At 66.5% G+C, this 24985-nt stretch carries 22 protein-coding genes; 8 read left to right on the top strand and 14 right to left on the bottom strand.

The genetic code is table 11. The annotated features are described in order from the left end of the window. Positions 1 to 2: 2 nt before the first annotated feature. Entirely contained in the window at positions 3 to 596 is a 594-nt protein-coding gene (locus tag MJO58_RS00960; RefSeq protein ID WP_090598236.1) for a TetR family transcriptional regulator, read from the bottom strand. A 551-nt stretch (positions 597 to 1147) separates the two neighbouring features. Here MJO58_RS00960 and MJO58_RS00950 point away from each other — a divergent pair. Continuing rightward, positions 1148 to 2230, top strand: coding sequence for a DUF1214 domain-containing protein (locus tag MJO58_RS00950; protein ID WP_239723482.1), 1083 nt, complete (start codon positions 1148 to 1150; stop codon positions 2228 to 2230). After that, complete coding sequence (locus tag MJO58_RS00945) at positions 2227 to 3399, top strand: sulfotransferase family protein (protein WP_239721740.1); 1173 nt, start codon at positions 2227 to 2229, stop codon at positions 3397 to 3399. The genes MJO58_RS00950 and MJO58_RS00945 overlap by 4 nt, the downstream gene beginning before the upstream one ends. Before the next feature lie 70 nt (positions 3400 to 3469). On the opposite strand, the gene MJO58_RS00940 is transcribed toward MJO58_RS00945, so the two are convergent. Genes MJO58_RS00940 through MJO58_RS00930 form a run of 3 tightly spaced genes read right to left on the bottom strand, consistent with a single transcriptional unit; the run spans position 3470 to position 7343 of the window. Further along, complete coding sequence (locus tag MJO58_RS00940; RefSeq protein ID WP_239723481.1) at positions 3470 to 3886, bottom strand: Zn-ribbon domain-containing OB-fold protein; 417 nt, start codon at positions 3884 to 3886, stop codon at positions 3470 to 3472. After that, positions 3887 to 5095 carry a thiolase family protein gene (locus tag MJO58_RS00935; RefSeq protein ID WP_090598230.1) on the bottom strand — a complete coding sequence of 403 codons (1209 nt, stop codon included), beginning with the start codon at positions 5093 to 5095 and terminating at the stop codon, positions 3887 to 3889. A 22-nt stretch (positions 5096 to 5117) separates the two neighbouring features. Continuing rightward, positions 5118 to 7343, bottom strand: a complete 2226-nt coding sequence (locus MJO58_RS00930) for an acyl-CoA dehydrogenase family protein (RefSeq protein ID WP_239721739.1) — start codon at positions 7341 to 7343, stop codon at positions 5118 to 5120. A gap of 183 nt (positions 7344 to 7526) precedes the next feature. Between MJO58_RS00930 and MJO58_RS00925 the strand changes: the two genes are divergently transcribed. Both MJO58_RS00925 and MJO58_RS00920 read left to right on the top strand, forming a co-directional pair. Beyond that, positions 7527 to 8126, top strand: coding sequence for a TetR/AcrR family transcriptional regulator (locus tag MJO58_RS00925; protein ID WP_090598227.1), 600 nt, complete (start codon positions 7527 to 7529; stop codon positions 8124 to 8126). 399 nt (positions 8127 to 8525) lie between these two features. Next, entirely contained in the window at positions 8526 to 8906 is a 381-nt protein-coding gene (locus MJO58_RS00920) for a hypothetical protein (protein ID WP_239721738.1), read from the top strand. A gap of 27 nt (positions 8907 to 8933) precedes the next feature. Here MJO58_RS00920 and MJO58_RS00915 read toward each other — a convergent pair whose 3' ends face one another. The 4 genes from MJO58_RS00915 to MJO58_RS00900 are packed head-to-tail and all read right to left on the bottom strand — an operon-like array spanning position 8934 to position 13292. After that, a complete protein-coding gene (locus MJO58_RS00915) occupies positions 8934 to 10109 on the bottom strand; it encodes an alpha-D-ribose 1-methylphosphonate 5-triphosphate diphosphatase (protein ID WP_090598224.1) in 1176 nt (391 codons plus the stop codon). Continuing rightward, complete coding sequence (locus MJO58_RS00910; protein WP_090598222.1) at positions 10103 to 11185, bottom strand: zinc-binding dehydrogenase; 1083 nt, start codon at positions 11183 to 11185, stop codon at positions 10103 to 10105. The genes MJO58_RS00915 and MJO58_RS00910 overlap by 7 nt, the downstream gene beginning before the upstream one ends. Next, positions 11182 to 12603, bottom strand: a complete 1422-nt coding sequence (locus MJO58_RS00905; protein ID WP_239721737.1) for an MFS transporter — start codon at positions 12601 to 12603, stop codon at positions 11182 to 11184. Before MJO58_RS00905 ends, MJO58_RS00910 begins: the two co-directional genes overlap by 4 nt. Further along, on the bottom strand, positions 12600 to 13292 hold the full coding sequence (locus MJO58_RS00900; RefSeq protein ID WP_239721736.1) for an HAD family hydrolase: 693 nt from the start codon (positions 13290 to 13292) through the stop codon (positions 12600 to 12602). Before MJO58_RS00900 ends, MJO58_RS00905 begins: the two co-directional genes overlap by 4 nt. A gap of 175 nt (positions 13293 to 13467) precedes the next feature. Between MJO58_RS00900 and MJO58_RS00895 the strand changes: the two genes are divergently transcribed. After that, positions 13468 to 14247, top strand: coding sequence for a GntR family transcriptional regulator (locus MJO58_RS00895; protein WP_239721735.1), 780 nt, complete (start codon positions 13468 to 13470; stop codon positions 14245 to 14247). A gap of 47 nt (positions 14248 to 14294) precedes the next feature. On the opposite strand, the gene MJO58_RS00890 is transcribed toward MJO58_RS00895, so the two are convergent. Both MJO58_RS00890 and MJO58_RS00885 read right to left on the bottom strand, forming a co-directional pair. Beyond that, complete coding sequence (locus MJO58_RS00890) at positions 14295 to 14891, bottom strand: cytochrome b (RefSeq protein ID WP_239721734.1); 597 nt, start codon at positions 14889 to 14891, stop codon at positions 14295 to 14297. After that, the gene (locus tag MJO58_RS00885; protein WP_276553184.1) at positions 14888 to 16018 is read right to left on the bottom strand and encodes a catalase family peroxidase; all 1131 of its coding nucleotides are present in this window, start codon (positions 16016 to 16018) and stop codon (positions 14888 to 14890) included. The genes MJO58_RS00890 and MJO58_RS00885 overlap by 4 nt, the downstream gene beginning before the upstream one ends. Positions 16019 to 16300: 282 nt before the next feature. On the opposite strand from MJO58_RS00885, the gene MJO58_RS00880 reads away from it, so the two are divergent. Genes MJO58_RS00880 through MJO58_RS00870 form a run of 3 tightly spaced genes read left to right on the top strand, consistent with a single transcriptional unit; the run spans position 16301 to position 19882 of the window. Continuing rightward, the gene (locus tag MJO58_RS00880) at positions 16301 to 18073 is read left to right on the top strand and encodes an N-acyl-D-amino-acid deacylase family protein (protein ID WP_239721733.1); all 1773 of its coding nucleotides are present in this window, start codon (positions 16301 to 16303) and stop codon (positions 18071 to 18073) included. Between the two features lie 11 nt (positions 18074 to 18084). After that, positions 18085 to 19455, top strand: coding sequence for an aromatic ring-hydroxylating oxygenase subunit alpha (locus tag MJO58_RS00875; protein WP_239721732.1), 1371 nt, complete (start codon positions 18085 to 18087; stop codon positions 19453 to 19455). A gap of 49 nt (positions 19456 to 19504) precedes the next feature. Further along, a complete protein-coding gene (locus tag MJO58_RS00870) occupies positions 19505 to 19882 on the top strand; it encodes a hypothetical protein (protein ID WP_239721731.1) in 378 nt (125 codons plus the stop codon). A 105-nt stretch (positions 19883 to 19987) separates the two neighbouring features. On the opposite strand, the gene MJO58_RS00865 is transcribed toward MJO58_RS00870, so the two are convergent. From MJO58_RS00865 to selB, 4 genes are all read right to left on the bottom strand, one after another. Continuing rightward, entirely contained in the window at positions 19988 to 20572 is a 585-nt protein-coding gene (locus tag MJO58_RS00865) for a methyltransferase domain-containing protein (RefSeq protein ID WP_175364580.1), read from the bottom strand. 151 nt (positions 20573 to 20723) lie between these two features. Then, on the bottom strand, positions 20724 to 22052 hold the full coding sequence (locus MJO58_RS00860) for a sensor histidine kinase (RefSeq protein ID WP_090598208.1): 1329 nt from the start codon (positions 22050 to 22052) through the stop codon (positions 20724 to 20726). 165 nt (positions 22053 to 22217) lie between these two features. After that, on the bottom strand, positions 22218 to 23165 hold the full coding sequence (locus MJO58_RS00855; RefSeq protein ID WP_239721729.1) for an NAD(P)/FAD-dependent oxidoreductase: 948 nt from the start codon (positions 23163 to 23165) through the stop codon (positions 22218 to 22220). A 25-nt stretch (positions 23166 to 23190) separates the two neighbouring features. Further along, positions 23191 to 24966: a selenocysteine-specific translation elongation factor gene (selB, locus tag MJO58_RS00850; RefSeq protein ID WP_239721728.1), complete on the bottom strand. Its 1776-nt coding sequence runs from the start codon at positions 24964 to 24966 to the stop codon at positions 23191 to 23193. Positions 24967 to 24985 lie beyond the last annotated feature (19 nt).

Raw genomic sequence — 24985 nt, 5'->3', positions numbered from 1 at the left:
CGTCAGGCGATCGCGATGGCGGCCAAGCCGTGCCGCACCCGGTCGGGCAGTGATCCCCCGTCGCTGAGCCAGTCGTCCAGGGCGATACGGACCGCCGCCATCGCCAGCGCACCGATCAGTCGGGGCCTGGGGTCTTGGGGTCCGGGCTCGGGTAGCCGGGACGCGATCAGGTCGGCGATCGCCGCTTCATAGCGCACATAGATGCGTAGCGTCCACGCATCGAGCGTTTCCGACGAGCGGGTCAGGGTGGCAAGCTCGCGTACCTGGTCCTCGATCTCGGCGAATCCCCGCCCGAGGTCACCGAAGGCGCCGGCCACGGCTTCCAAGGCGCCCAATTCCACGGGTTGCGCCGCCAGCGCGGTGGTGATCCGATCCAGCCAATGGGTGTTCATGCCCTCCGCGACGGCGTCTTCCTTGGAGTTGAAATAGCGGAAGAACGTTGCCCGCCCGATCTCAGCCGTGTCGGCGATGTCGTCTACCGTCGCCCCGGCCAGGCCGCGGCTGATCACCAGTTGCGCGGCGGCCTGGGCAATACGCTGTCGTGTCGCCGTGCGCTTTTGCTCCGCGAGGGACATCGACGAAGACGTCGCAGACATTCGCCCACCATATCCGTGTGCATCGTTTCGTTGCTCGAGTCGGCGACGGCGGGCGTTTCGCCGACGCCGCTCGGGGCCCGCCGGCCGGGCCTCGATCACACACCGCATCCCGCTCGATCCAAATCGTCGCACCCGAGTAGTAATTTGTGATGGCATTTATAATTGCGCCCAAAGCTGTTGTGCAACAGCATCATCAGAGCGAATAGCTCTCATCACGAATTCGTCTTGGACCGTAAATGTTCCTGGCTGCGAAGATCCGTTGAACGACCAACGCGATATTCCTATCGGGGCAACCACTACCTGCAGTCCACGCCCGACCAGCTGCTCTGGGGTTATGTCCCCAACGCGCATGCCAAACCGGTGCTGCAGACGAAGTCGGGAGAAACGCTCATCGTCGACGCCGTCTCACACTCGGGGTCAACCGCACTGTCGGGTGCACGCGCAAATCGACAAGTCGCACTTCCGGTGAGCCGTGCGGCGCAATTCGCGTGAAAGGCTGTTCAGCAGACTGGCCATAGCCCTAACATGAGACTATGTCTCAACGCCCGGCAATGTCGCCGACCGATAGCGCGCCGCGAGCGCGTGCCGCATGGCAGTTCTTCCAGCAGATGATCGCCGACGTCACCAAGATCGTGACCGAGGACGCCGAGACCGAGCGCGAGCTTCTCGAGGGCCTGCGGGTGATCGCCCGGGTGTCGTCGCTGTGTTCGCAGATGGCCGTCGAGGCCGACACCGCACGCCCGGGATTCTTCGATATGTGTTCGGACACCCGGATGATCGGCGGGCCCAATCCCGACGGCAACTATTTCCTGGCGATGATCCGCGGCGATCGGCGCTATCGGATCACCGGCACCCGCGGCACGACTACCTACCTCGGCTTCCAGATCCTGGCCGGCACCGGCCTGACTCCACGGCGAATGTCCAATTACCTCGGCGACACCAACCTGGAGCTCAACTCCGGTGAGTTCGCGCTGGTGCTGTCCGCCGACGAGCCGGCGGATCTAGCTGGTGCGCAGTGGCTACAGATCCCCGACGACGCGTCATCGGTCGTGGTCCGCGAGTACATCGCCGATCGCGACGCCGAAGAGCTCGCCACGATGCGCATCGAGGCGCTCGACCCCGATCCGGTGACCGTGCTATCCGATGACGAACTGGCCGAACAGTTCACCGCGATGGCGTGGTCGCTGATGAAGTTGACCACGCTGCACCGCACGATCAAGCCGGAGCTGCTGCAGCAGCCGAACACACTGGTGACCGCCGAGGCCGCCGACCTGGGTGCGGCCGACACGACGCCGGACAATCTGTACATGATGGGCACCTACCGGCTCGACCCCGGCCAGGCGCTGGTGCTCGACATTGAGCCGCCCGACACCCGGTATTGGAACGTCACGCTGGAAAGCGTTTGGCATGAGTGCTTCGAGCCGCGTCGGCGGCACAGTTCGGTGACGAACCGCGGGGTGCAGCCGGATGCCGACGGGCGGGTGCGTATCGCGATCTCCGCGCAGGACTTGGGATTTGGGCATTGGCTCGACACCGGTGGCCGGCATCGCGGCTTCGTGGTCCTGCGCTGGCTGGACAACCCGACCCCGCCCGACGTGAAGGTGTCGGTGCACAAGGCCGGGGAGCAGGTATGACGTTGCAGCAGCGATTCGACCCGGACAGCCTGATCGCCGCTGCCTGCGAACAGGCCGGGTGCGACGACTTCGGCGCCGACGGTTGGCAGGCCGGGTTGGAGCGTGTCGCCGATGGCCTGGTCAATGAAGCGCGACTGTCGGCGATCGGAGTTGAGGTCGCCTACCTGGACATCATCCGCGCTTTGACCAGCCGGCTCGGCGTGACCGCGTGGCGCAAAGAGCACCCCGAAATCGCCAGCGAGCCAATTACTTCGCCGATCTTCATCGTCGGCCAGCCCCGCAGTGGGACCACCATCCTCTATGACCTGCTGGCCCAGGATCCCGAGCTGCGGGCACCGTTGACGTGGGAGGTCGACGCGCCCTGTCCGGTTCCGCAGCCCGAGACTTATCACACCGATCCGCGGATTGCGCAGGCGCAGGCCACGATCGAAATGTCTGAGCAGATCATCCCGGGATTCCTGGCATTCCACCCGATGGGTGCGCTCGTCGGCCAGGAGTGTGTGCGCATCACGGCCAGCGAATTCACCAGCATGATCTTCCCCGTGCAGTACCGTCTGCCGAGCTATGCACAGTGGCTGATGTACGACGCGGACCACACCGGCGCCTACCGCTTCCATCGAATCTTCTTGCAGCACCTGCAGTCTGGCGTCCCCGGTCAGTGGCTGCTGAAGTCGCCGGCACACCTGTGGCAGCTGGATAAGTTGATGGCCGAATACCCCGACGCACTGGTAGTGCAGACGCACCGCGATCCGCTCAACGTGATCTCGTCGATCGCCGCGCTGACCAATCACCTGCGGCGGATGGGCAGCGACGAGACGAACATCGCCGAGTGCGCGGCGCAGTCGTATGAAGAGATCGTCGTCGGCCTCGAGCGCGGGATGGCGATGCGCGACAAGGGCGTTGTGCCCGAGGGCCGGATGATCGATGTTCAGTTCACGGATTTCGTGAAGGACCCGTGGCGCACCATCGGCGACATCTATCAGAAGCTGGGCCGCGAGCTCAAGCCCGAGGCCGAGCAGAAGATGCGTGATTTCCTGGCCGCCCATCCCGGTGACGGCGGACGCGGGCGATACACCTGGTCTGACACCGGCCTGGACGCCGCCGAAGTACGCGAGCGGGTGCGTGATTACCAGCGGCGCTACGACGTGCCGACCGAGGTGCTGAAGTAGTAACCGCGGTCGAGCTGGGGCACCTCCCGCTTGCGGGGGAGAAACTAACTTCACCGCAACAAGGAGTTGGCTACTCCGGGGCGGGCTCGTAGCGCAGCATCGTGACGTCGTGCTCGGGATAGTCGAAGAACACCGGGCGCACCCGCATGCCGACGTTGAGATCCACCGGATCGACATTGACCATCTCGGTGGAAAACCGTGGGCCCTCGTCCCACTCGACGATGGCGAGCAGCTGTGGAACGGCGTCGGCGAAATGCGGGCTGACGGGCCGGTGCGCCACGGTGAAGGAATACAACGTCCCCATACCGGAAATCTCGCGCCATTCCAGGTCATTGGCCAGCGTGCCCGGCGCGCGCACCCGCGGATAGAAAACATACGCGTCCGACGACGGCGAGTATTGGATCACGATGCGATGCTGGGCGAGCGCGTCCCAAAATGGGGTGGTGGTCGGCGTTTTGACGGGCATCGGGCGGTCGAAGTTCACCAGTCAGTCCCCCTGCAGGATGAGCGTCGTCTGCTCGGACAGGATTCCGCCGTTGCCGGACACGAAGGCCCGGTTGCAGTCGGCGACCTGTGCCGCGCCCGCGCGGCCCATGATCTGGCGGGCGGCGTCGCAGACGTGGTGCATGCCGCCGGCCAAACCCGCTTGGCCAAAGCCGAGCTGACCGCCCGCGGTGTTGAGCGGAAAGTCGCCCCGGAAGGTCAAGTCGTGATTGGCGACGAACTCCATCCCCGTGCCCTTCTCGCAGAAGCCCGCATCCTCCAGCGACAGCAGCACGGTAATTGTGTAGCAGTCATAGATCGACACCATGTCCATCTGCGCACGGGTCAGGTCGGTCATCGCGAATGCGGTGTCTGCGGCCGCGGCGATCGGGGTCGACAGCAGATCTTCGGCGTACGTCGGTGTCTTGAACGGCACGTGCTCGCCAAATCCTTTGATCCACACCGGGCGATTGCGCGAACGCCTGGCGACGTCGGCGTTGGCCACGACCACCGCGGCGCCCCCGACACACGGCATGACGATCTCCAGCATGTGCAGCGGGTCGGCGATCACCGGGCTGGCCAATACGTCCTCAATCGTGAGCGGCTTGTCCTTCCAGATCGCACCGTCGGTGTGGTTGGCGTTGGTGCGGGTATCGACGACGATCTTGGCCATCGCCCGCTCGTCGTAGCCGTAGATCGCCGCATAGCGCTGGGCCACCTGGCCGTAAGGCCCGTTCTGCCCGAGGTTTCCGTAAGGAATCTCGAATTCGGCTTGCGGCGAACCATATTGGTTGCTCGAGGAGCCGAAGAACATGGCGTCGACCATCGGCCGGGGTTTCTGCTTCGACATCGGTGTGATGTAGCGGGCGGGCAGTGCGCACAGTACGGCGTCACAGATGCCGAGCTCGACGGCCGCGGCCGCCCGCCACACCATGGCCGCGGCGCTGGCTCCCCCGAGATCCACGTGCTCGGCGAATCGTGCACCCACGCCGAGGTATTCGGCGATCGTGGACGGGACGAAGATCTCCGATTCGGCGAGGTGGGAGGCGACGATCCCGTTGACGACCTCACCCGGCAGTCCCGCGTCGTCGAGCGCCGCGGCGGAAAGCTCGGCCCATTGCTCAAGGACGAAGGGGGCGGGTGACGCCTTGTTCAGCCGCTCCGGGGGCAGCTCGACGTAGCCGACGATCGCGGCCTCTCCGCGTAATCCCATGGCGTGTCCTTATTTTCGGAGTTCACTTGCGGGGCAGGCCGAGAATCATCTGCGCGATGATGTTCAGCTGGATCTCCCTCGTCCCGCCACCGATCAACTCGGCCGGGAGATGCAGATAGGGTTCCACGACCGCGGCGTCGGCGTCGTCCACCATCGCGACCTGTCCCGTCAATTGCAGGGTGGCCTGGAAAGTCCGCCGCAGCAGCACGTTCATCGCAACCTTGGCGATGCTGGATGCCGGACCGGACGCCTGCCCGTCGAGCAGCCGGATGGTCTCGCGCACCCCGAGCGCCCGGATCGCGTTGGTGTACGCGTCGAGCTCGCCGAGCTCCCGCAGCGCGTCATCGCGGTCGGGTCCGGGTAGCGATGCGAGGCGGCGCAGCGCTATGGCCCGGTCGAATTTGACGTATCCACTGATGGCCGAACGCTCTTCGGCCATGGTGGCAATCGCGAGGGTCCAACCGTCGGTCGGACCGCCCAGCAGCATGTCGTCTGGGACGAAGACGTCGTTGAGGAACACTTCGTTGAAGTGTGCCTGCCCGGTGGCCGTCTTGATGGGCTGGATTTCGATGCCGGGCGAGCGCATGTCGAGGAGGAAATAGCCGATGCCACGGTGCTTACTGGCTTCGGGGTCGGTCCGCGCGAGCAGCGCACCGAGGTCGGCGTACTGCGCCAACGACGTCCAGATCTTATGGCCGTTGATCCGCCAGCCGCCGTCGACCTTGGTCGCCCTGGTGGCCAGCGATGCGAGGTCGGAGCCGGCCCCCGGCTCGCTGAACAGCTGGCACCAATGGATATCACCACGTTGGGTCGCCGGTATCAGACGCTCTTGCAAGTCTTTTGGACCGGCAGCCAGCACCGAGGGCAGGATCCATTCGGCAATGTTCAGCGATGTCCGAACCAGACCGGGTCGCTTGGCGAACTCCTCGTCGATGATGAGCTGTTTGAGGGGACCCGCATCGACGCCCCATGGTGCCGGCCAGTGCGGCGCCAGCAGGCCCGCGTCGGCGAGCAACGTACGCTGCGGTCCGGAAGCCTGGTCCTCGTAGTCGCCGTGCGGGGCGGGCTTGTCGTTACGCAGTTGCATCGCGGCATCAAGCGTCTCGGCGACCCACGACCGGAATTCGGCTTCCGCGTCGCCGAGATTCACCGACATGTCGCGCGTCTGGGTGCACGTGAGCTCGCCCAGCCGTCTCGCCCAGCGATTCGCCGGCCCGATCGATCCCGCCAGGCTGATGGCCCGGCGCCAGTACAGGTGCACGTCGTGTTCCCAGGTAAAGCCGATGGCGCCGAGCATCGTCAGGGCGTCGAGCACCAGGTCCGGGATCGGCGAGATCGCGATCGTCGCGGCGCCGGCCGCCGCTAGGCGATGCTGGTCGAGTGACTCGTCGGCCGCGCGCACCGCATCCCAGGCCGAGGCGGTGGCCAGCTCGCTATTGACCAGTAACATTGCCGCACTGTGCTGCAGCGCCTGGAAGGTCCCGATCACCTTGCCGAACTGTTCCCGGGTGCGCAGGTGCGCGGTGACCACGTCGACGCACCACTGCACAATGCCGGCGGTGGTACTGGCCACCAGTCCTACCGCGAGGCACCCGGCGCGATCGGAGTCGATACCGGTGAGGACATCCGACTCGGCGACCGGATGGTCGGCCAACCGCATGATTCCGATATCGGTGACCAGGTCCGTACCGGACACGGATTCAATTGTCGCGGTGGGATTTTCCTTGCGAACCACAGCCCATACGACATCGCCACCGTCGCTGCGGGCGCCGACCAGCAGCACCCGCGCCGAGCAGGCACCCGCGGTCACCTCGGAGGTCCCGGAGATCAGCCAACCCTGGCCGTCGCGGCGCGCCCGAAAATCTCCGCTGTCGGGAAGGACGACTGCGGCGGGTGCCCCGGACGCCAGCTCTCGCAGCAACGATTCGGCCGCCGCCTTCGGATCGGCCAGTAGCGCAACGGCTCCCGTGATGACCGTGGGCAGCAACGGTCCGGGCAGTAGCGCCTTGGCCGCCGACTCCAGCACGCATGCGGCATCGATGAGCCCTCCGCCCTGGCCGCCGAGGTCCTCCGGAAGATGCACGGCGTGAAAACCGTTGGCCACCAAGGCGTCCCACCATTCGGGAAGCTGACCGGCCGCTAGGGCGTCGAAGTTCTCTCGGGTCGAGGCGATCGGTGCGTGCCGGCCGGCGAACTGGCCGACGGCTTCGCTGAGATCCTGCTGCTCGGGGGTCAGTCCCAGGGTCATGACCGCGCCCGCGCAGTGGCGAACATGGGCTTCGGCCGCACCGGCTGATATCCTTCCGTCTTACAAGACGAACCGTCTCGTCTTGTGAAGGTTACCGGGGCGGGTCGAGATCTGTAAAGCGACCCCCGGGCCCCGCGGCCCGCGGCGAGGACGGCGAGGGACCTGACAGACGAGGATCACCAGATGCCAACCGATCTCACCCAGGCGAGTCCACCGGCCGGCTCCCCAAGACGACGCAGCGAGAAGTCGCGGACGGCCATCGTCACCGCCACGCGTGAGCTCCTTCTCGAACGGGGATTCGACGGGTTGACGATCGAGGCGGTCGCCGCGCGTGCGGGCGTAGGCAAGCAGACCATCTATCGCTGGTGGCCCAGTCGCCCGGCGCTCGTGGCCGACGTCATGCTCGAAGACGCCGACAAGATCCTCGCGTCGGTCGATCACACCGACGATCTGGCTGCCGACCTGTTGGGGTGGGTGCGCAAGCTGGCCTCGACACTGACGACGGAACGCGGTTCGGCGATGCTGCGGACGTTGACCGTTGCCTGCATGGAGCACGAAGAGACCGCGGTCAAGTTGCGTGCCGGATTCAGTTTGCCGCTACACGACAGCGTTCGCACCCGGCTGCTGGCCGACGGCATCGAGGCGGCCACCGCGGAGTCGGCGGCCGATGCCATTGTCGGCGGCGTGGTTTATCCGATCCTCTCGGACGCGCGGCAGTACTCACGGCGCCGGGCCGAATTAACCACACAAATCATCGTCGAGTCCTTGAAACACAAACGCTGAGCACGCGTGATCGAGATCGAAACCGAAACGCGGTCTACGGCCTCGAAAATAGTTAGATTTGCGAGCTATATCACGGCCTGCCGCCGAAATTTTCGGTTGCGCTCAAATGTTGCGCGGTCGCGCCGTGCCCGCCGCGAAAGTGGTTGACACAGAGCATCATCTACATGGATTGCGAGTATCACAAATTCGGATTGGACCTCGATCCGGTCGGATGTAAAGATCCATTCAGTACCTCGAACGGACGACAATCCAGGAGCCCAGCAATGGATCGGTCTATTCAGCGAGTATGGAACTCGCACACTGTTACCCCGAGCAACTGCATCCTGGATTGTCACGATGCCCAAGGGGGTAGTCGCGCGGCCATCCTAAATCCGGCGCGAGCGAATTAGGCTTCGGATTATGACGAACCGGCCGAGTCCGTGGGGGCATGAGCGAGCGAAACTCTCGCAGCAGTTCGACATGCGCGGCGAGGTTCTCGGCCGCAGGCACGCGCGGCGGCTTTGCCACCGCTTCGCGCGCGTTGGCGTCGACACGTCGCCCGCCCGCCTGCGAGCGATGCTGGCCGGCGCACCGTGTGCGGCGAGTGAAGAGGCCGATGTCCGATTCGCGTTGATCGCGGCCGAACTCGACCGTGCGGCCCGCACCGCGAAGTACCGGCAGATGAGACGCGAGGGCGCACGATCATTGCTGATCGCCGGCATGACGCTGCTCGCACTGAATTTCCTGCTGTGCGCGGCCTACGCGCTGCTGAACCTGGCCCAACAGTCCTCGCCGTACTGACCGCTCGCGGTGTTCCGTTGGGACACCTCACCAAAGGGCGGGACCGCCCACCTGCCGGCCCGACGACCAGGTCGCCACCACCGCAGCCAGGGGCTCGGTGCGGACCGCGACCAAGTCGGCGGGTTGACCCGGTGTCAGCCCCCCGACGTCGCGGCTCGAGGATGCGATGACGCGGCGCGGATGTGTGGTGAGCATCGCCACCGCGGAGTCGATGGAAGCCACCCCCGCGTCGCTGATGGCCACGGCGGCCCGGGCCAGTGACCCGCTGTGGTAGTCCGAGGTCAGCACATCCACCACGCCGGCCTCGATGGCATCCCGCGCGGACAGGTTGCTCAAGTGCGAGGAACCGCGCCACGCGTTGGGTGCGCCCATGACGACGGCGAGTCCGTTGTTGCGGGCTGCCGCGGCAGCATCCAAGGTCAAGGGGAACTCACAAATGCCGGCCCGCATCGCGACCGCGTCGATGACGGCGCTTTCGCTGTCCGGGTCGTGCATGGCGAAGACCGTGTTGTGCGCCGCGGCGAACCGGGCAATCTGTCTGCGGCGCAACGGTGTTCCGGTAGCATGCCGGTGCAGCGTCGCCAGCCAGCGATTGAGTTCGTTGTCGTCCAGGCACAGCCTGGTCCCCATCGCCGGACGCCAGGCCCGTTCGGTTTGGTATTGCCCCTGACCGGGGGTGTGGTCCATCACCGACAGCAGTCCGATCCGGCGGCCGTGCCGACGCAACAGTTCGGCTGTGCCGTCCACTGATTCGGGGTCACTGACGTCGACACGAAGATGGACCGGCACCGGCACCGGGAGCTCGCCCGCGACACGGTGCAGGGTCTGCAGCACGCAATGAGCACGGCGATATCCGTCCGCCGTGTCGGGTCCTTCGCCCACCGAGATGCACAAGTAGGGACGCACGACGCCGTGGGCGACCGCATCTGTCGCGAAATCCTCCAACGCAGCGTCGAGCGGTATCGCGGTCCCCGGTCGAGGAGATTCGAAGCGCGGCAACGAATCCGCGTGCAGATCGGTGAACGCGGGCCAAAGCTGCAACGGTCGCAGATCGACTCGGGACGCGTGCGGTGGCGGCTGGGTGTCGACGGAACTGATACAGCCGTCTTCGATCGTCACCCAACGGGGCGCCACGGCTTCGTCGTGGTCGACTTGTTCCGTGGTCCCGGTGATCACCCGGGCGGCTTGCAGACTGATCACCATGTGGGGCAAACGGATTGACGTAGTGACGGCGATGCCGCGGCGCTGCGCAACGCGTCGTCGAGGTGATCCAGATCCGCCGCCGGCGACACCAGCTCGGCGAAGGGATAGCGGTCGTGGTGAGCGGCCAGGAAATCGACGGCAGCTCGAAGATGCAGGGGACGATAGTTGTGCACCCCGGTGATTGTCATGAGATTTCGCACCAGATACTCCGGGTCGATCGATATGGGCTGACTGGCGGCCACCGATCCCGCAAGAACGGCCCGGCCGCCGACATCCAAGCTGGCGATGCACGCTTCGACGGCCAATGGGCTTCCCGACAGTTCCAGCGCCACGTCGACGGGCGGCACATCCTCGGGTTCACCCACAACCAGGTCGGCGCCGAAGCTATACGCCGTCTCCTGCCGCACCGGGTCCGGATCGCATACCGCAACCCAGGCACCGAGCGCATCGGCCATCGCTGCGGCGGTGACTCCCAGCATGCCCGCTCCGGTGATCAGGATCCGGGTGGGGTCGCGGTGCCGATCGAGTTCGGCTGCGTCGAACACTGCAGCGACGGTCGCGGTAGCGCACGATGCGGGTGCGGCCACCGCGTCCGGCACGCTATCGGGTACCTCGACAATCGTGGTGCCCGGCAACAGAACACAGTGACTGGCGAAGCCGCCGTTGAGCGGCCAGGCGCTGTCGAGTGCCTCGTGACCATACTTCTTGAGATGCAGACACTTCTGTTCGAGGCCCCACACGCAATTGCGGCATCGTCCGCAGGACGCCGTGAGGGACCACACGACCCGGTCTCCGATCGCCACCTCGGCGTCGTTGGGATAGCGGGGACGCCCGCCGGAACCGATGGCCACCACATGGCCGACTTGTTCGTGGCCGAGGATGCCCGGATGCGGCGCATCCCTTCGTCCAGTCACGGTGTGCAGGTCACTCCCGCAGATGGTGGCCAGATCGACCGCGACCAGGACCCGGCCCGGGCCGGGGTCGGTCGCCGCACTGGTCGTCACCACGGTGATCGGCTGCCCCACCCCGTCCCAGCGCGCATACCGTGCCGCCACGACGCTGTTGACCGCCGTCATGCCGACACCGGTTGCGAGGTCGTCGGCGCAATGAGCTTGCGAGCGAGCCGTTTCCGTGGCGTTGCTTCGACGGTATCCAGCGCGACGTCCTTGGGCTCGGCGAGTAGCATCGTGGCGGCGATGCCGAGCGCAAAGCACACACCGGCGATCAGCACCGTCGACCGCAGCCCCAGGTGGGCCAGGGCGACGGGAGTGATCAGGGCGCCCAGGAAGGCACCCACCTTCGCGGTCCCGGCCGAAATCCCATGCGCGGTACTGCGGATCGCGGTCGGATACGATTCGGCGGCCAACAGCATGGTCGTGTAGTTGGGTCCCACCGCGATGCCGAACAGCGACAGCCCGAAGACCACGGCGAACGGTGTCACCGTCGACGTGAGCCCCGGTATCGCGGCGATCAACAACATCGACAGCGCCGAGAGGCTGAATCCGATCATCTGCAATGGTTTACGGCCGATTCGGTCCAACAACGCGAGGCCGACGAGGGCGGCCACCAAGCTGAAACACACGACCAGCGCGGCGTTGATCGCCATGTTGGTGACGATGCTGGTGTCCGGCGCAATGCTCTTGATGAGCAGCGGCTGGCTCACCGAATTTCCGTACACTGCGACGTTGAAGAAAAACCAGCTACCCGCAGTGCCGAGTAAGGTCAGCTGAAAAGAGCGGGAACGCAGCGCTTTCCACAATGTCACCGACCCCGGCGCGCGGTCCACAGCAGCTGTCTCTACCGCGCTTCCGGAGAACACGCTCAGGTCCCGCGCCGCCCGGTCGGCATCGCCGGCCACGACCAGGGTCCACCGCGGGGATTCCGGCATGTGCCGGCGATTCCACAGCACCAGCAACGAGGGGATCGCCCCGAGGCCCACGATCAGCCGCCAGGACAACCCCGGCGACGTACCCAGAGCAACGACGACCAGTGCGACCACGTAGGCCGCGACCTGTCCGAAAACGTAGAACAGAAAGGTCAATCCGACCAGCCGACCGCGATTTCGCCGGTTGGCGTACTCGGTCATGATCACCCCGGAAGCCGGATAGTCACCGCCGATACCGATCCCGAGGACGACGCGGGCGATCAGCAGGCTGACGAAGTTCGGGGCGAAGGCCGAGGCGAGTGCACCGACGATCATCAGCACCGCCTCCAGCCCGTACACCCGCCGGCGGCCCAACAGATCACCAAGGCGCCCGAACAGGACAGCGCCCACCGCGACCGCCAGCAGGGTCGAACTGGTCAGCGCCCCGACCTGGCCGGCCGACAGATGAAATTCGGGCTTGACCAATAAGGTCACCGTGCCGATGACGTTGAGGTCGTAAGAATCGGTGAAGAATCCCATGCCCGCGGTAACGGCGGCCTTCAGGTGAAACCGGCTGACCGGCGCATCGTCGAGCCGCGCACGCACCCCCGTGTGGTCCAGCGTCGTCATCGCGACACCGCCTGGTTATGCGTGTCGATGCAGGCGACCAGGTCGGCGACCGAGTCGAGCACGTGGGTGTGTGGCACGGACGCGAAGTCGGCGTCATCGTGTGCCCCGGTCCGCACGCCGGCCACGATCGCCGCTCCGGCTCGCGAACCGGCCCACAGGTCGTTAGTGGTATCGCCGGCGACGGCGATCTGGTCGACGGCCTCGGTTCCGGTGCGCAGCAAAGCCGTAAGGATCATGTCGGGATAGGGTCGTCCGCGGCCGGCATCCGCGGGTGACAACGCATGTGTGATCAAGTCGCCCCACCCTAGGGTCGCGATGATGTGGTCGCGAGTGGTCGGGGCAAAGCCCGTGGTAAGCACCACGGCGCAGCCCGATCCGCGGAGCTTTTCGATGGTCTCGGCGGCCTGCGCAACGGGCGCCACCCGGTTGCTCCGGATGGCTTCGACGTAGGCCGTTTCGAACGCGGCGTTGGCCGCTTCCGCGCGCTGCATGTCGCCATCGAAGATGGCCCGAAACACCTCGATCTTCGACTGTCCCATCGTCTCGTGGACGTAGCGGACGGCCGCCTGATAGTCGGGGCTGCCGGTAGACAATCCTGACGACGACAGAGACGCGTCAAACGCATCGGCGACCGCGCCGTCGTCGAGCACTGTGGTGCCCGCCATGTCCAGGCAGGCCAATCTGATCATGTCCGTCTCCTCTGAGCGCCAGCGTTGGGCACGTAGGTCGGCGCCGGGCATGTGAGCGCCGCACCGAGCGTTGCTGAAACCGTCTGGCTGAGCCCTGGCGCGACGGCTTCGCGAAGGTGTACGAAAGGTGAACGTTGACAGCCGATTTCGTCGCAGTTGTCCGAACAACTCGACGATGGCAGGTCTCTGGCAAAGCGGGGGAATCGGCGCGGCGTTAGGGTGCGCTGTGGTCGCCGACCCGAAGTACCGCTCGATCGCCCGAATCTTGGAAGCAGAGATCCGTGAATTCAACGACGGGCAGCGGGTCCCGAGCGAAAACGAGGTGGCCCAGCGTTTCACCGTCGCCCGCTCGACCGCGCGTGCCGCGCTGCAGTATCTGACCGCCCGCAATGTGATCCGCCGGGTGCGTGGAGCCGGAAGCTTCGCGACTCACCGCATCGACTATCCGATCGATGCGGAACGCGCGCCTTCGTGGAGCGCCACGGTGCGCGCGGCCGGCGCGTCTCCGCGAAGCGTCGTACGCAGCTGCATCCAGCAGCTGCCCCCCGCGGAGATCGCCGCCAAACTGCAACAGCTGCCCTCGGATCCATGTCATCGCCTGGTGCGGTTGTCCTACGTCAACGACTTGCCCGCGGCGTGGGGGATCGAATGGGTGCCCGCCACATTGGTTCCCGACCTCGCACTGGCGATGCGTGCCAACGACTCACTACACGAAGTCCTTACCAACGCGGGCCTGTCGCCGCGACGGGCGTGGGTACACGCCAGCACTGAGATATTCGAAGGCGAAGTCGCCGACCAACTCGACGCGCCACAGTCCAGCCTGGGGTGGTACATCGAAAGCCTCAACGTTGACGAGGGCACGTTACGGCCGGTCTCGATCACGCAGCGGTGGTTGCGCGCCGACACCGTTCGGGTCACCTTCGACAGCGCGGTCAACAGCCGGGCCGGCCATTAGCTATCCCGCCGGCTACCAGGAATCGTGCGGCCATGACACGCCTCGACTCAGGAACCGGTTCGACTGTCTACCCCCGCAGCACGGAACCTGCTGGGCCACAGTGCCATTCGATCGAGCAGACCGTCCCGCAACACCAGGGTGTGAAACAGCACCGCGCACATGTGGGCGGTAAACGCGGCGAACAGCAGGAAGGCGAATACCCCATGGCATTCGCGTAGCACCGCGTACAGATCGAGGTTCTGCGGTGCGATGCCGGGCAGGCGGATCGGCCCTACCATCGTGACCGGGAGTCTCGCCGCCGAGAGTGTGGCCCATCCGATCAGCGGTTGTACTAGAAGCAACGCGTAGAGCGCGTACTCCGACCACGTCGCGATCCTGCGCTCGGCGCGGCTCATCGTCGCCAAAAACGCTGGCGGGCGGTGCGTGAGCCGGTTCGCCAGCCGCACCACCGCGAAGATCAGGATGGCCACACCCAATGGCCGGTGAATGGCCAGCAGCAGCGGGTAGTAGCTCAGCGAAGCGATCATCGTCACGCCAATGAGCAACTGCACGATGACCATTGGCGCCATCACCCAATGCAGGATCCGGGACGGGATCGTGAAACGTGCCGCCGTGCTGGCTGTTTCGACCGTTTCTTCGGTCATGACCGCACCTGGCCGACATTGACCTCGCTGGGCGACTTTGGTTCCTCGGCACGTCGAGTGAACGAGCGCGCGTAAACGGCCGACCGGGCAGCCAGCAACGGATCGTCGGACACCGCGATGCCGTCGGGCAGCACCGTCGGATCGAAATTGATGTCGCGGGCGTTGCCGGCCTCCTCCGTCTGCACCGCGTCGATGGTGATGGTGCCGGTGTCGATCGACCGCCGCGACTGCGGCCAGGGTTTGGTGGCGTCGCTAGTCGGGTCGCCCGGTTCACCGATCGTGAGAACGAGATTCCATGTCAGCGGCCGCTGCGCGACCGCGCGGATGAGGTCGTCGAACAAGTAATCCTTGCCGGACGAAGCCGGCGGGGCGGCCTGCTGCGCAACCGCCGACCAGCGCACCGGGACGGTCACTCCGGCACTGTTGGTGAAGTAAAACGCGTTCAGACCGTGAAACGCGCTGTCCGCGAACCCCACGCTGGGGGGCGTCTGCTTGATGATCTTCAGCGCCGCAACGGTCTCGGGATGCCGATCGAGGAACGCGGCCATCTTTTGGGGATCGGGCTTGCCCGTCGCGGGAACGGGTTTGGACGCGAGCAACCGCTCGTAAAAACCTTCCGGCGTGCGGTCGGTGAACACGGGGAAATTCACCATCGCGGTGCGCCACTGCTGGCCGTTGGGCACCTGGAACATCAGCCCGAGACCACGGACCGTGTCTGGCTTGTCGCTCTGGTCGGGCAGCCCGCCGCCCAGCGAGAATCGACCGATCAGCGGCACGTTTCCGGCCCGGAAGACCGTCCCCCGGCAGACGGCCGCGCCCGCCCCGTTGCTCGCAAACGACCCCGTCGCGCTCAGCCCTTTGGCGTGGTTTCGCCGGAACCCGTCATGGCGGCCGAAGACTTGTTCGAACCGATCGGCGAAGCGCGGCGGGGTCAGCGCGTCGGGCGCTGAAAAACCGAGCCACCCGCCCGCATAGGCGAATCCGCCGACGTCCACGGCGGCGACGCCGGCCACCGCTCCCATCCCCAACAACGCGCCGCGGCGGGTGAGTGCGGCGGAGCGCCGTTGGCTGGGTTGTGGTTCGGCGGGCCGATTCTCCGGCTCCTGATCGCGATCAGCGGGCTCCATGGCCCACCGTCCTTTCCGGTCTGCCGCGCAGCGTGGAACTAAGTCGCTGAAGGCAATTCAATCCAGGGGCTGTTGGGGTGCGCAACTCTGGGGGGCTCCCGACGCGCACAATCCGACGACGACTCGGCGGAAGATTTCGTTCAACCGTTGCGAAGACCTTCACTATTTACGCTCCGAGGCGTAGCGTAATGGGCGGCCGAGGCCGGGCGTCCCCCGGTCTCGTGTCCACCATCTCCGGCCAGCCAGCCCCATGGCGACCCCGAACAGACTCGGAGGACACTCGTGTTCGACCTCAAGATCACTGGTGGAACGGTCGTCGACGGTACTGGCGCCGAGCGCTACACCGCCGATATCGGTATCAAGGACGGTCAGATCGTCGACGTCGTGCGGCGCGGTGCCGAGGACCCCGAGATGGGCGGCTTGGAAACAGCACCAGCTGCCGAAACCATCGACGCGACAGGGCATGTTGTCGCTCCCGGATTCGTCGACATCCACACCCACTACGACGGCCAGGTGAGCTGGGACGGCTTGCTCGAGCCGTCCAGCGGCCACGGCGTCACCACGATCGTGACCGGCAACTGCGGCGTCGGCTTCGCGCCGGTGCGGCCCGGCAGCGAGCAGTGGCTGATCGAGTTGATGGAGGGCGTCGAGGACATCCCCGGCACCGCCTTGACCGAGGGCATCGAATGGGGCTGGGAGACCTACCCCGAGTACCTCGACGCGATCGGCAAGCACAAGTTCTCGATCGACGTCGGCAGCCAGGTCGCGCACGGCGCCATTCGTGCCTACGCGATGGGCGAGCGCGGGGCACGCAACGAGCCGGCGACACCGGAGGACATCGAGGCGATGGGCCGACTGGTGCGGGAGGCGATCGAGGCCGGCGCACTCGGCTTCTCGACGTCGCGAACGATGGGGCACCGCGCGATGGATGGCGAACCGGTCCCCGGCACCTACGCGGCCGAGGACGAGCTGTTCGGTCTCGGCCGGGCCATGGCGGCGGGCGGACAGGCGGTGTTCGAGCTGGCGCCGCAGGGGTCCGCGGGTGAAGACATCGTCGCGCCCAAGAAGGAGCTCGACTGGATGCGGCGGTTGAGCGCCGAGATCGACCGCCCGGTGTCGTTCGCGCTGATCCAGGTGGACGCCGATCCTAACCTGTGGCGCGAGATGCTGGACCTGTCCGCCGATGCCCACGCAGCGGGCGCCCGGCTTTACCCACAGGTCGCGGCGCGCCCGTTCGGCATGATGATCGGATTCCAGGGCCACCATGGCTTCAGCCACCGGCCCACCTACCGCCGGCTGAAGGCCGAATGCAGTCGCGAGGAGCTCGCACAGCGCCTGGCCGACCCCGCGGTGAAGGCCGCCATCCTTTCCGAAGACGACCTGCCCGCCGACCCGACCCTGCTGTTCGACGGCATGTTCGCGCTCGTGCAGCACTCCCTGAAACGGCTGTACGCGCTGGGCGATCCGCCCGACTACGAGCCCACCCCCGACCGCACGGTCGCGGCCGTCGCCAAGGCACGCGGCGAGGACCCGCTGTCGACGCTGTACGACTTGATGCTCGAGCGGGACGCGACGGCGATGCTGATGCTGCCGCTGTTCAACTACGCCGAGGGCAACCACGACGCGATCCGCGAGATGTTGCTGCACCCCGCCGGCGTGCTCGGGCTTTCCGATGGCGGCGCCCACTGTGGGATGATCTGCGACGCCTCCTACCCCACCTTCCTGCTGACGCACTGGGCGCGAGACCGGCACCGGGGCGACAAGCTGGCGCTGGAATACGTGATCCGCAAGCAGTCTCGCGATACCGCTCACCTCTTCGGGCTGACCGACCGCGGCACCATCGAGCGCGGCAAGAAGGCCGACATCAACGTCATCGACATGGACGCGTTGCGGCTGCATCCCGCGGCGATGGCCTTCGACCTGCCCGCCGGCGGCAACCGGATCCTGCAGGGAGCCAGCGGATACGCGGCGACGATCGTCAGCGGAACCGTGACCCGTCGCAAGGACGTCGACACCGGCGCCCGGCCCGGTCGCCTGGTCCGCGGAGCACGCTAGGGACACGGTCAGTGACCGCGGCTGCCGGCAATCCGGCACGCACCCGGGACGAGGATGCGATCGGCAGCCCGCCCGACAGCCCGACGTTGGTGCCGGCGCAGCGCTACTACTCGCCGGCATTCGCACAGCTCGAGATCGAGCGCATGTGGCCGAAGGTATGGCAGGTCGCCTGCATGGTCGACCACGTCGCCGAACCGGGCGACTACTTCGAATATCGCTGCGGCCCTTACGGGGTGCTGATCGTCCGCGGTGACGACGGCGTGCTGCGGGCATTCCAGAACGCCTGCCGTCATCGTGGCAACTCGCTGTGCACCGGCTCGGGTTCGGGGCTTCGCGAGCTCAAATGCGGCTATCACGGTTGGACATGGGATCTGGCTGGCACGCTCAAGCGGGTGCCGAACCGCAAGGGGTTCGGCGCCCTGCAGCTGTCCGACTTCCCACTGGTTCCGGCCAAGGTCGACAGCTGGGCGGGCCTCGTCTTCGTCAATCTCGACGTCAACGCGGTGCCGCTGATCGAGTATCTAGAGGCGGTACCCGACGACATCGCCTGGTGTCATCTGGAAGACTTCCGCTGCTACGCCACCCTCACGGTCGACGTCGAGGCAAACTGGAAGACGATCGCCGACGGGTACAGCGAGACCTACCACATCCAGACCCTGCACCCGGAACTGCTGCGCTGCATCGACGACATCCATGCGCCCCAACAGATCTGGGGGCACACGGGTAAATCCGATCAACCCTATGGCGTGCCGAGCCCACGCTTCGACGGCAGTTTGAGCGACGAAGAAGTTTGGGACGCATACGTATACACCCAAGGTGCGCTGATGGGCGCGGCCGAAGGCACCCCCTTCCCCGCCGACGAACGCCGGCCCGGACAGACGGTGCAGGAGCTGATCGCGGATCGCACCCGGGGTTTCGCGGCCAGCCGGGGAGTGAACCTGGACTGGGCCGACACCGACCGGATCACCCGGCTACACCAGTACAACGTGTTCCCGAACATGACGTTGCTGGCCAACGCCGACCACCTGACGATCATGTGCTCGCGGCCCGGCCCCGATCCCGGCTCAACCCCCGATCAAGGTGAGTTGGTTATGTTCTTGATGACGCGGATGCCGCCGGGCGCCGCACGCAACAAGCCGACAGACGTTCGGGTGAACGCCGGGGAAGCCGAACCTGGCCTGGTACTCACCCAGGACATCCGCGTGCTACCCGGGTTGCAGCGGGGCTTGCACCAACCCGGATTCACCCACCTGGTGCTCTCCGGCGAGGAGCGTCGGGTGATCAACATGCACCGCAATCTCGAGCGCTACCTCGACCTACCGGAATCCGATCGGATGACCGGGGGCATAGGAGAACCCGGCGAATTCGCGTCGACACTTTAATCGGCGAGCGCCCCCCGAAAGCGCCGCCACGGGTCTAGACTTCCGGCTTGTGACGACCGCGTCGAATCCGTGTGGTGACGAACAGGGGCAGCTACCACGTCGGTTGCATATGCGATATCAGATCGTCGGCCAGCGCCGGGCGCGGCGGATGTGCCGGTCTTTCGCGGACGTGGGTGTCGATACCGGTCCGGTGCGTCTGCAGCAGATGCTCGCGGGCATGCCGGTCTCCGAAGAAGAAATGACGGACGTCAATTTCGCTCTCATCGCGACCCGGATCAAGCGCGACGAGCGCAATGCGAAACGCAAGCAACTCCAGCGGCAGGGCGCCCGCTCGCTGATGTTCGCGGGGATGATTCTGCTGGTGCTGAACTTCTTGTTCTGCCTCGCCTACCTGATGCTCAACCTGACCGACCAGGCCCCGCTGTAGCGCTTCGGTCCCGTTCGTCGAGTGTGCATTCAGGGCGACGACACGCCGACGTAAGCCGTCCTAATCGCACACTCAATGCGGTTGTCGCACAGTAGCAGCGGTATGTCAGGCCACCCTGCGAAAGCGCACGATGTCGTGCCATCGATTGCCGGTCGCTTGCCCGAATTCGAAGTTCTCGGGCTCGACGAGATCGCGCAGCTCCCGGACGCTCATCCGGTCCGGGTCGGGAAACGCTTCGGCGAACACGAGTTGTCCTCCCGGCTTCAGCACCCGGCCCAGGGAACGGATGCAGGCCCGCTTGTCGGGCACCTCGCCGATCACCGCCGCCAAGAAGGCGACGTCGAAAGTGTGGTCGGGATAAGGAAATCCGTCGCTCGCCTCACCCGTCGTAAATCCGACGTCGTGGAACCCGGCACTCTCAAGCTGCCGCCGCGCCTTGTCCAGCATCTCGGGCTGAAGATCGAACAGGTCGAGCCGGCCATAGGTGAGCCGACGAGCGATCTGCACGCTGTAGAAACCTGGGCCGGGCCCGACTTCCAGCACATGCTCGGAACCGGTGAGGCCTATGCTGTCGACCTTGCGTGCGGGGTTGGACAGCGCCCGGCGGACCGGATTGTTGAGAAAGAACGCCGCCTGATGGGGATAGGGAGCGGCGCCTTGGTTGCGGCGCTTGTGGAGCAGAGCATTCATCCAGGTCGACATCACGCCTCCTAACTCGTCGTTCAAGTTAGGGTACCCTAAGTAAAGGCTCGGCGCTAGCCCGCAGCCTCGCCCGCGCTTGCTGCTGCCGGTCGCTGATGCGCTAAACCTGTTGGCGTGCTCAATATTTCGGTTAGTTGATTCACGCAGGGCCGCGGCCGTCGCCTGCCAACTTGAGCAGAAGCCGGGTTCCGCCCAGCGGGCTAGCGTGCAGGGATGCGTTCCCGCCGTGCAATTCTGCCTGTTGCGCAACCAGCGCCAGGCCCAGGCCGGACCCCGACCGCGATGCCGTCGACCCGCGGGAGAAGCGCGCGAATACCGCGGTGCGTTCGGATTCGGGGACGCCGGTGCCGTTGTCGTCGACCGCGATTTCGACGCCTTCACCGGAACTGCTCACCGCGAGTTGAATCTTCGAAGCACCACCGTGTTTGACGGCGTTGGCGATGGCATTGTCGATCACCAGCCGCAGGCCCGTAGGCAATCCCACCATCAATACGGTGGGCGACGGTACCAGCGACACCTCCACGTCGGGGTAGATGCGCAGCGCGTCGTGCGCGGCGCGATCGAGAAGTTCGGTGATGTCGAACGGGACGAAGTCGTCGACGGTGGTCAGCTCGCCCTGCGCCAGCCTTTCCAGCGCGGTCAGCGTCGCTTCGATGCGGCTCTGGGTACGGATGACGTCGCCGATGACTTCATTGCGCTGTTCGACGGCGAGTTCCAGGGTGGACAGCACCTCGAGATTGGTGCGCATCGCGGTCAGCGGGGTGCGCAGCTCGTGCGAGGCGACGGCGGCGAAGTCGCGAGCCGACTCGAGCGCCGCCTTGGTGCGTTGCTGCTCGTTGCCGATGCGGTCCAGCATCTGCTCGACCGCCTCGGCGATCTCGACGGCCTCCCGCACGCCGCGCACCTGAACCTCGTCGGGGCTGGACTGCGCATTGATGGCGCGGGCCTGCCGGGCCAGCAGCACGAAGGGATTGACCATGATCAACGAGATCACCCAGCCGACCAGGAAGGTGCCGGTGATCACACCGGCACAGATCAACAACACCCGCAGGTGCAATTCGTTGATCCGATGCTGAGCCTCGGCCAGCGGCGCGGCGAGCGCAATCGATACTGGACCCGCGTTGAAGGTACGGACGCGGTACTGCACGCCGTTGATCGTGGTGTTCGCGTAGCCGTTGGCGAGTTTGGGCAACACGATGTCGCTGGGCACCGACACGGTCAGGGCCCCGATGCGGGCAGTGCGCACCAGATTGCCGTCCGGCATGGGCCGATCGGGAGTGCTCTGGTGGCCGCTGTTGAGCAAGGTGTTGATATCGCCGAGGCTGCTCACCGAGTCCAGGCGGCGGTCGAGCTGGCTGTATTGATCGTTGGTGACGCCCACCCAGACCCATACGCCCAGCGTGACGACGAGAGCGATCACGCCCAATTGCGCAACGATGACGATGGTCCGCAAAGACAAGACACGCATCGGCAGTCGAATTTTTCTCAACGCGCTGTGGGCTCCCTTACTGGACTACAACTGCTTGGCGACCATCATGGCCCATTGATCGTTCACCGGACCGCTCGACCGCGTGACACCACCAGACGCGTTCCAACGAGTATCTGAAAAATGTTGTTGCGCAACGCCTCCCGATCAAACCGGATTCAATTCGCCGGGTAACCCCTCGCCGCAAGCCGCCTCGGCGAGCAGCTCCCCGAACAACGGCCCGAACTTCATCAGGTTGTTGCCGACGAAGCCGACCACCCGGCCGCGGCGCACCGCCTTCCAGCCATCCCCGCCCGCGTCGAGCCACGGAGCGTGCACCGTGAAGCAATCCACCTGACCCACCGGCACCAGCGACGGGAAGAGCGCGCGCACCTCGGTCGGCTCCGGTATCGGCTGACCGAACGCCCATTGGCCGGTGCTGCCCAGTGGCAGCCCGTAGCCCTCGGGTGCCGCCAGGCAGGCGGCACCGGTGGCGTCGGCGCCCTGGTAGGTGTAGCGAGTGTGCGGAGTGAGCTCGACATCGAGCGGTCCCAGCAGGTCCGGCGTCTGGGCTCCCACGCACACCAGCACTTGGTCGCCCCGCGTCACGGTGCCATCCGCGAGACGGACCGAGCCGTCGTCGCCGAGCGAAACGACGTGGCCGCGCCTGATCTCCACCCGGGCCGCCAAGGCGCTCAGAGCGCGGCGAATGCGCAGGCTGCCGCCGAGCGGATCGAAGATCCCGGCCGGCCAGGGCGGCGTGACGAACGGTATCCGGGCCTGGATCTGGTCGCGGTCGAGCCAGGAGTATTCGGCGCCGGCCTCGGTCATCGCCGTTGCGATCGCCTCGGGTGGGGCCGCCGCGACGAAGCCTTCGGAACCGAGCAGCCGCCCCACCTCGAGCTCGCTCTCCCATCGCTGCCAGCCGGCGCGGGCAGCCATGGCGAGCCGGCATAGCGCTGGGCGCTGATGAGCGATGCGGAAGATGCGTGCCAGACCCGCGGACAGTTCGGAGAACGGCTCGCCGCGTTCGAATACGACCGTCGACTCTCCGCGTCTGGACAACTCGTAGGCGGCGGCGAGACCGCATATTCCCGCACCAACGACAATGATCACGTAAGTAGCTCCCCCACAATGGGATTCAACGCAGCACCTCGCGATGGCCGGCGTCGAGTCGGCGGGTCCAGCCTCGCGCGTCGAGGTGTTCCAACAACGGAATCGCCACCCGCCGGGTGGTGTTGAGGGCTTGGCGCGCTTGGCTGGTGGTGAACGGCTGCTCCAGCCGGGCCAACTCCCGCATCGCCAAAGCCGGTGCGGTGGGCAACAATACGACGCCGTCGCGCAGCCGCAGCACCCGCCCGGCCCGCTCGGCCGCGGCCAGTTCGCGGGCGGATAGTTGCAACGCCGACAGGTCGTCGGCCTCCGGCGCGTGGAAGGGCTCGGCCCGCAGTCGCGCTTCCAGTTCGCCCACGGCGGCTTCGGCGAGTCCGAGGTCGCCACGAGCGCCGGGCACCCGAAGGTGGCCGCCCCGCTGCTCAAGTCCCGCATCACGGGTGACCGCGTCGAGCAGCGACTCGTCCGGCAAGGCCAGCAGGTCACGCGCCGCACCGCGAGACAGCCCTTCTGCCAACGGGTCTCGCGCATGCAGTTCCTCGACCGCGGCCCGCAGACGCTGCTGCCAGGCCTGGTACGTCGCGGCGTGCACCCACCAGCCGTCGAGCACCCGCACGCTCTGGGGTGTCGTGGACGATAGGAACCCCAGACGGCGGAGATGACTCTCCCGCACCGCGCCGCGGCGGGCTACCTCGGCGCCGACGTCGCCGGCCGCGTCCATCTCGCTCAGCGCCGCGGCCCGTCGGGCTCCGTCACCGCGCCGCCGCAACACCGGAGGATCGGCGTCGATCACCAGGGCGCCGCCCAGGACCCGCTGGCCGCCGGGGTCGCGCAGCACCAATCGGTCGCCGAGCACCAGCGGCAGTGGCCGGTCCAGCGTGAGCCGGGCGTGGTCGTCGTCGAACGGCCGCATCCGCGCGGGCACGGCCGCGGTGCCGACGTGCACGACGGGCCGGGCGGCTGCCTCGGTCAACGGGCCGCCGGTGGTGCGGCGGACGTCGAGCGTGCCGGTGCTCGCCCACGCTCCGGGAGTGACCAGCGCGCTGCCCCGGTGGATGACGTCGCGCGAGACGCCGCGCAGGTTCAGCGCGACCCGGGCGATCGCCCCTAGCGTCGGGTAGGCCTCGCCGCGGCTCTGCAAACCGCGGATCACCACCGACTGCGGCCGGTCCGCCCCGAGCACATCCAACCGGTCGCCGCGCGCCATGGTGCCGGCCGTGAGCGTGCCAGTCACGACGGTGCCCGCGCCGGTGATCGTGAAGGAGCGATCGACCCACAACCGCACCCGGGCAGTGGTTTCGGGCGCGGGCAGCTGCTCCAACACGCGGTCGAGGGTGGCACGCAATTCGGTCAGCCCGGTCCCGTCGACCGCGGATACGACCACGCCGGGTGCATCCCGCAACCCGGTGCCGGCCAGCTCGCCGCGCGCCTGCGCCAGCACCTCGGTCGCCCGGTCCGGCGCGCGGTCGGCGCGGGTCACCACGATCAGGCCGTGCCGGATGCCCAGCGCCGCGAGCGCGTCGCGGTGGTCGCCGGACTGCGCCTGCCAACCCTCGTCCGCCGCCACGGCGAAGCAGACCACCGGCGCGGGCCCGAGACCGGCCAGCGTGTTGGCCAGGAAACGCTGGTGTCCGGGCACGTCGACAAAGGCCACCTCGCGGCCCGACGACAGGGTGGTCCAGGCGAAGCCGAGGTCGATGGTCAGGCCGCGGCGTCGCTCCTCCTCCCACCGGTCGGGCTCCATACCGGTCAGGGCGCGGATCAGGGTGCTTTTGCCGTGGTCGACGTGGCCGGCGGTGGCCACGACATTCGAGACGTGGGTG

The sequence above is a fragment of the Mycobacterium lentiflavum genome, assembly GCF_022374895.2.
Classification (GTDB): domain Bacteria; phylum Actinomycetota; class Actinomycetes; order Mycobacteriales; family Mycobacteriaceae; genus Mycobacterium; species Mycobacterium lentiflavum.
Note: the sequence above shows the minus strand (reverse complement) of the source record. Positions and strands in the feature narration are given on the sequence as shown.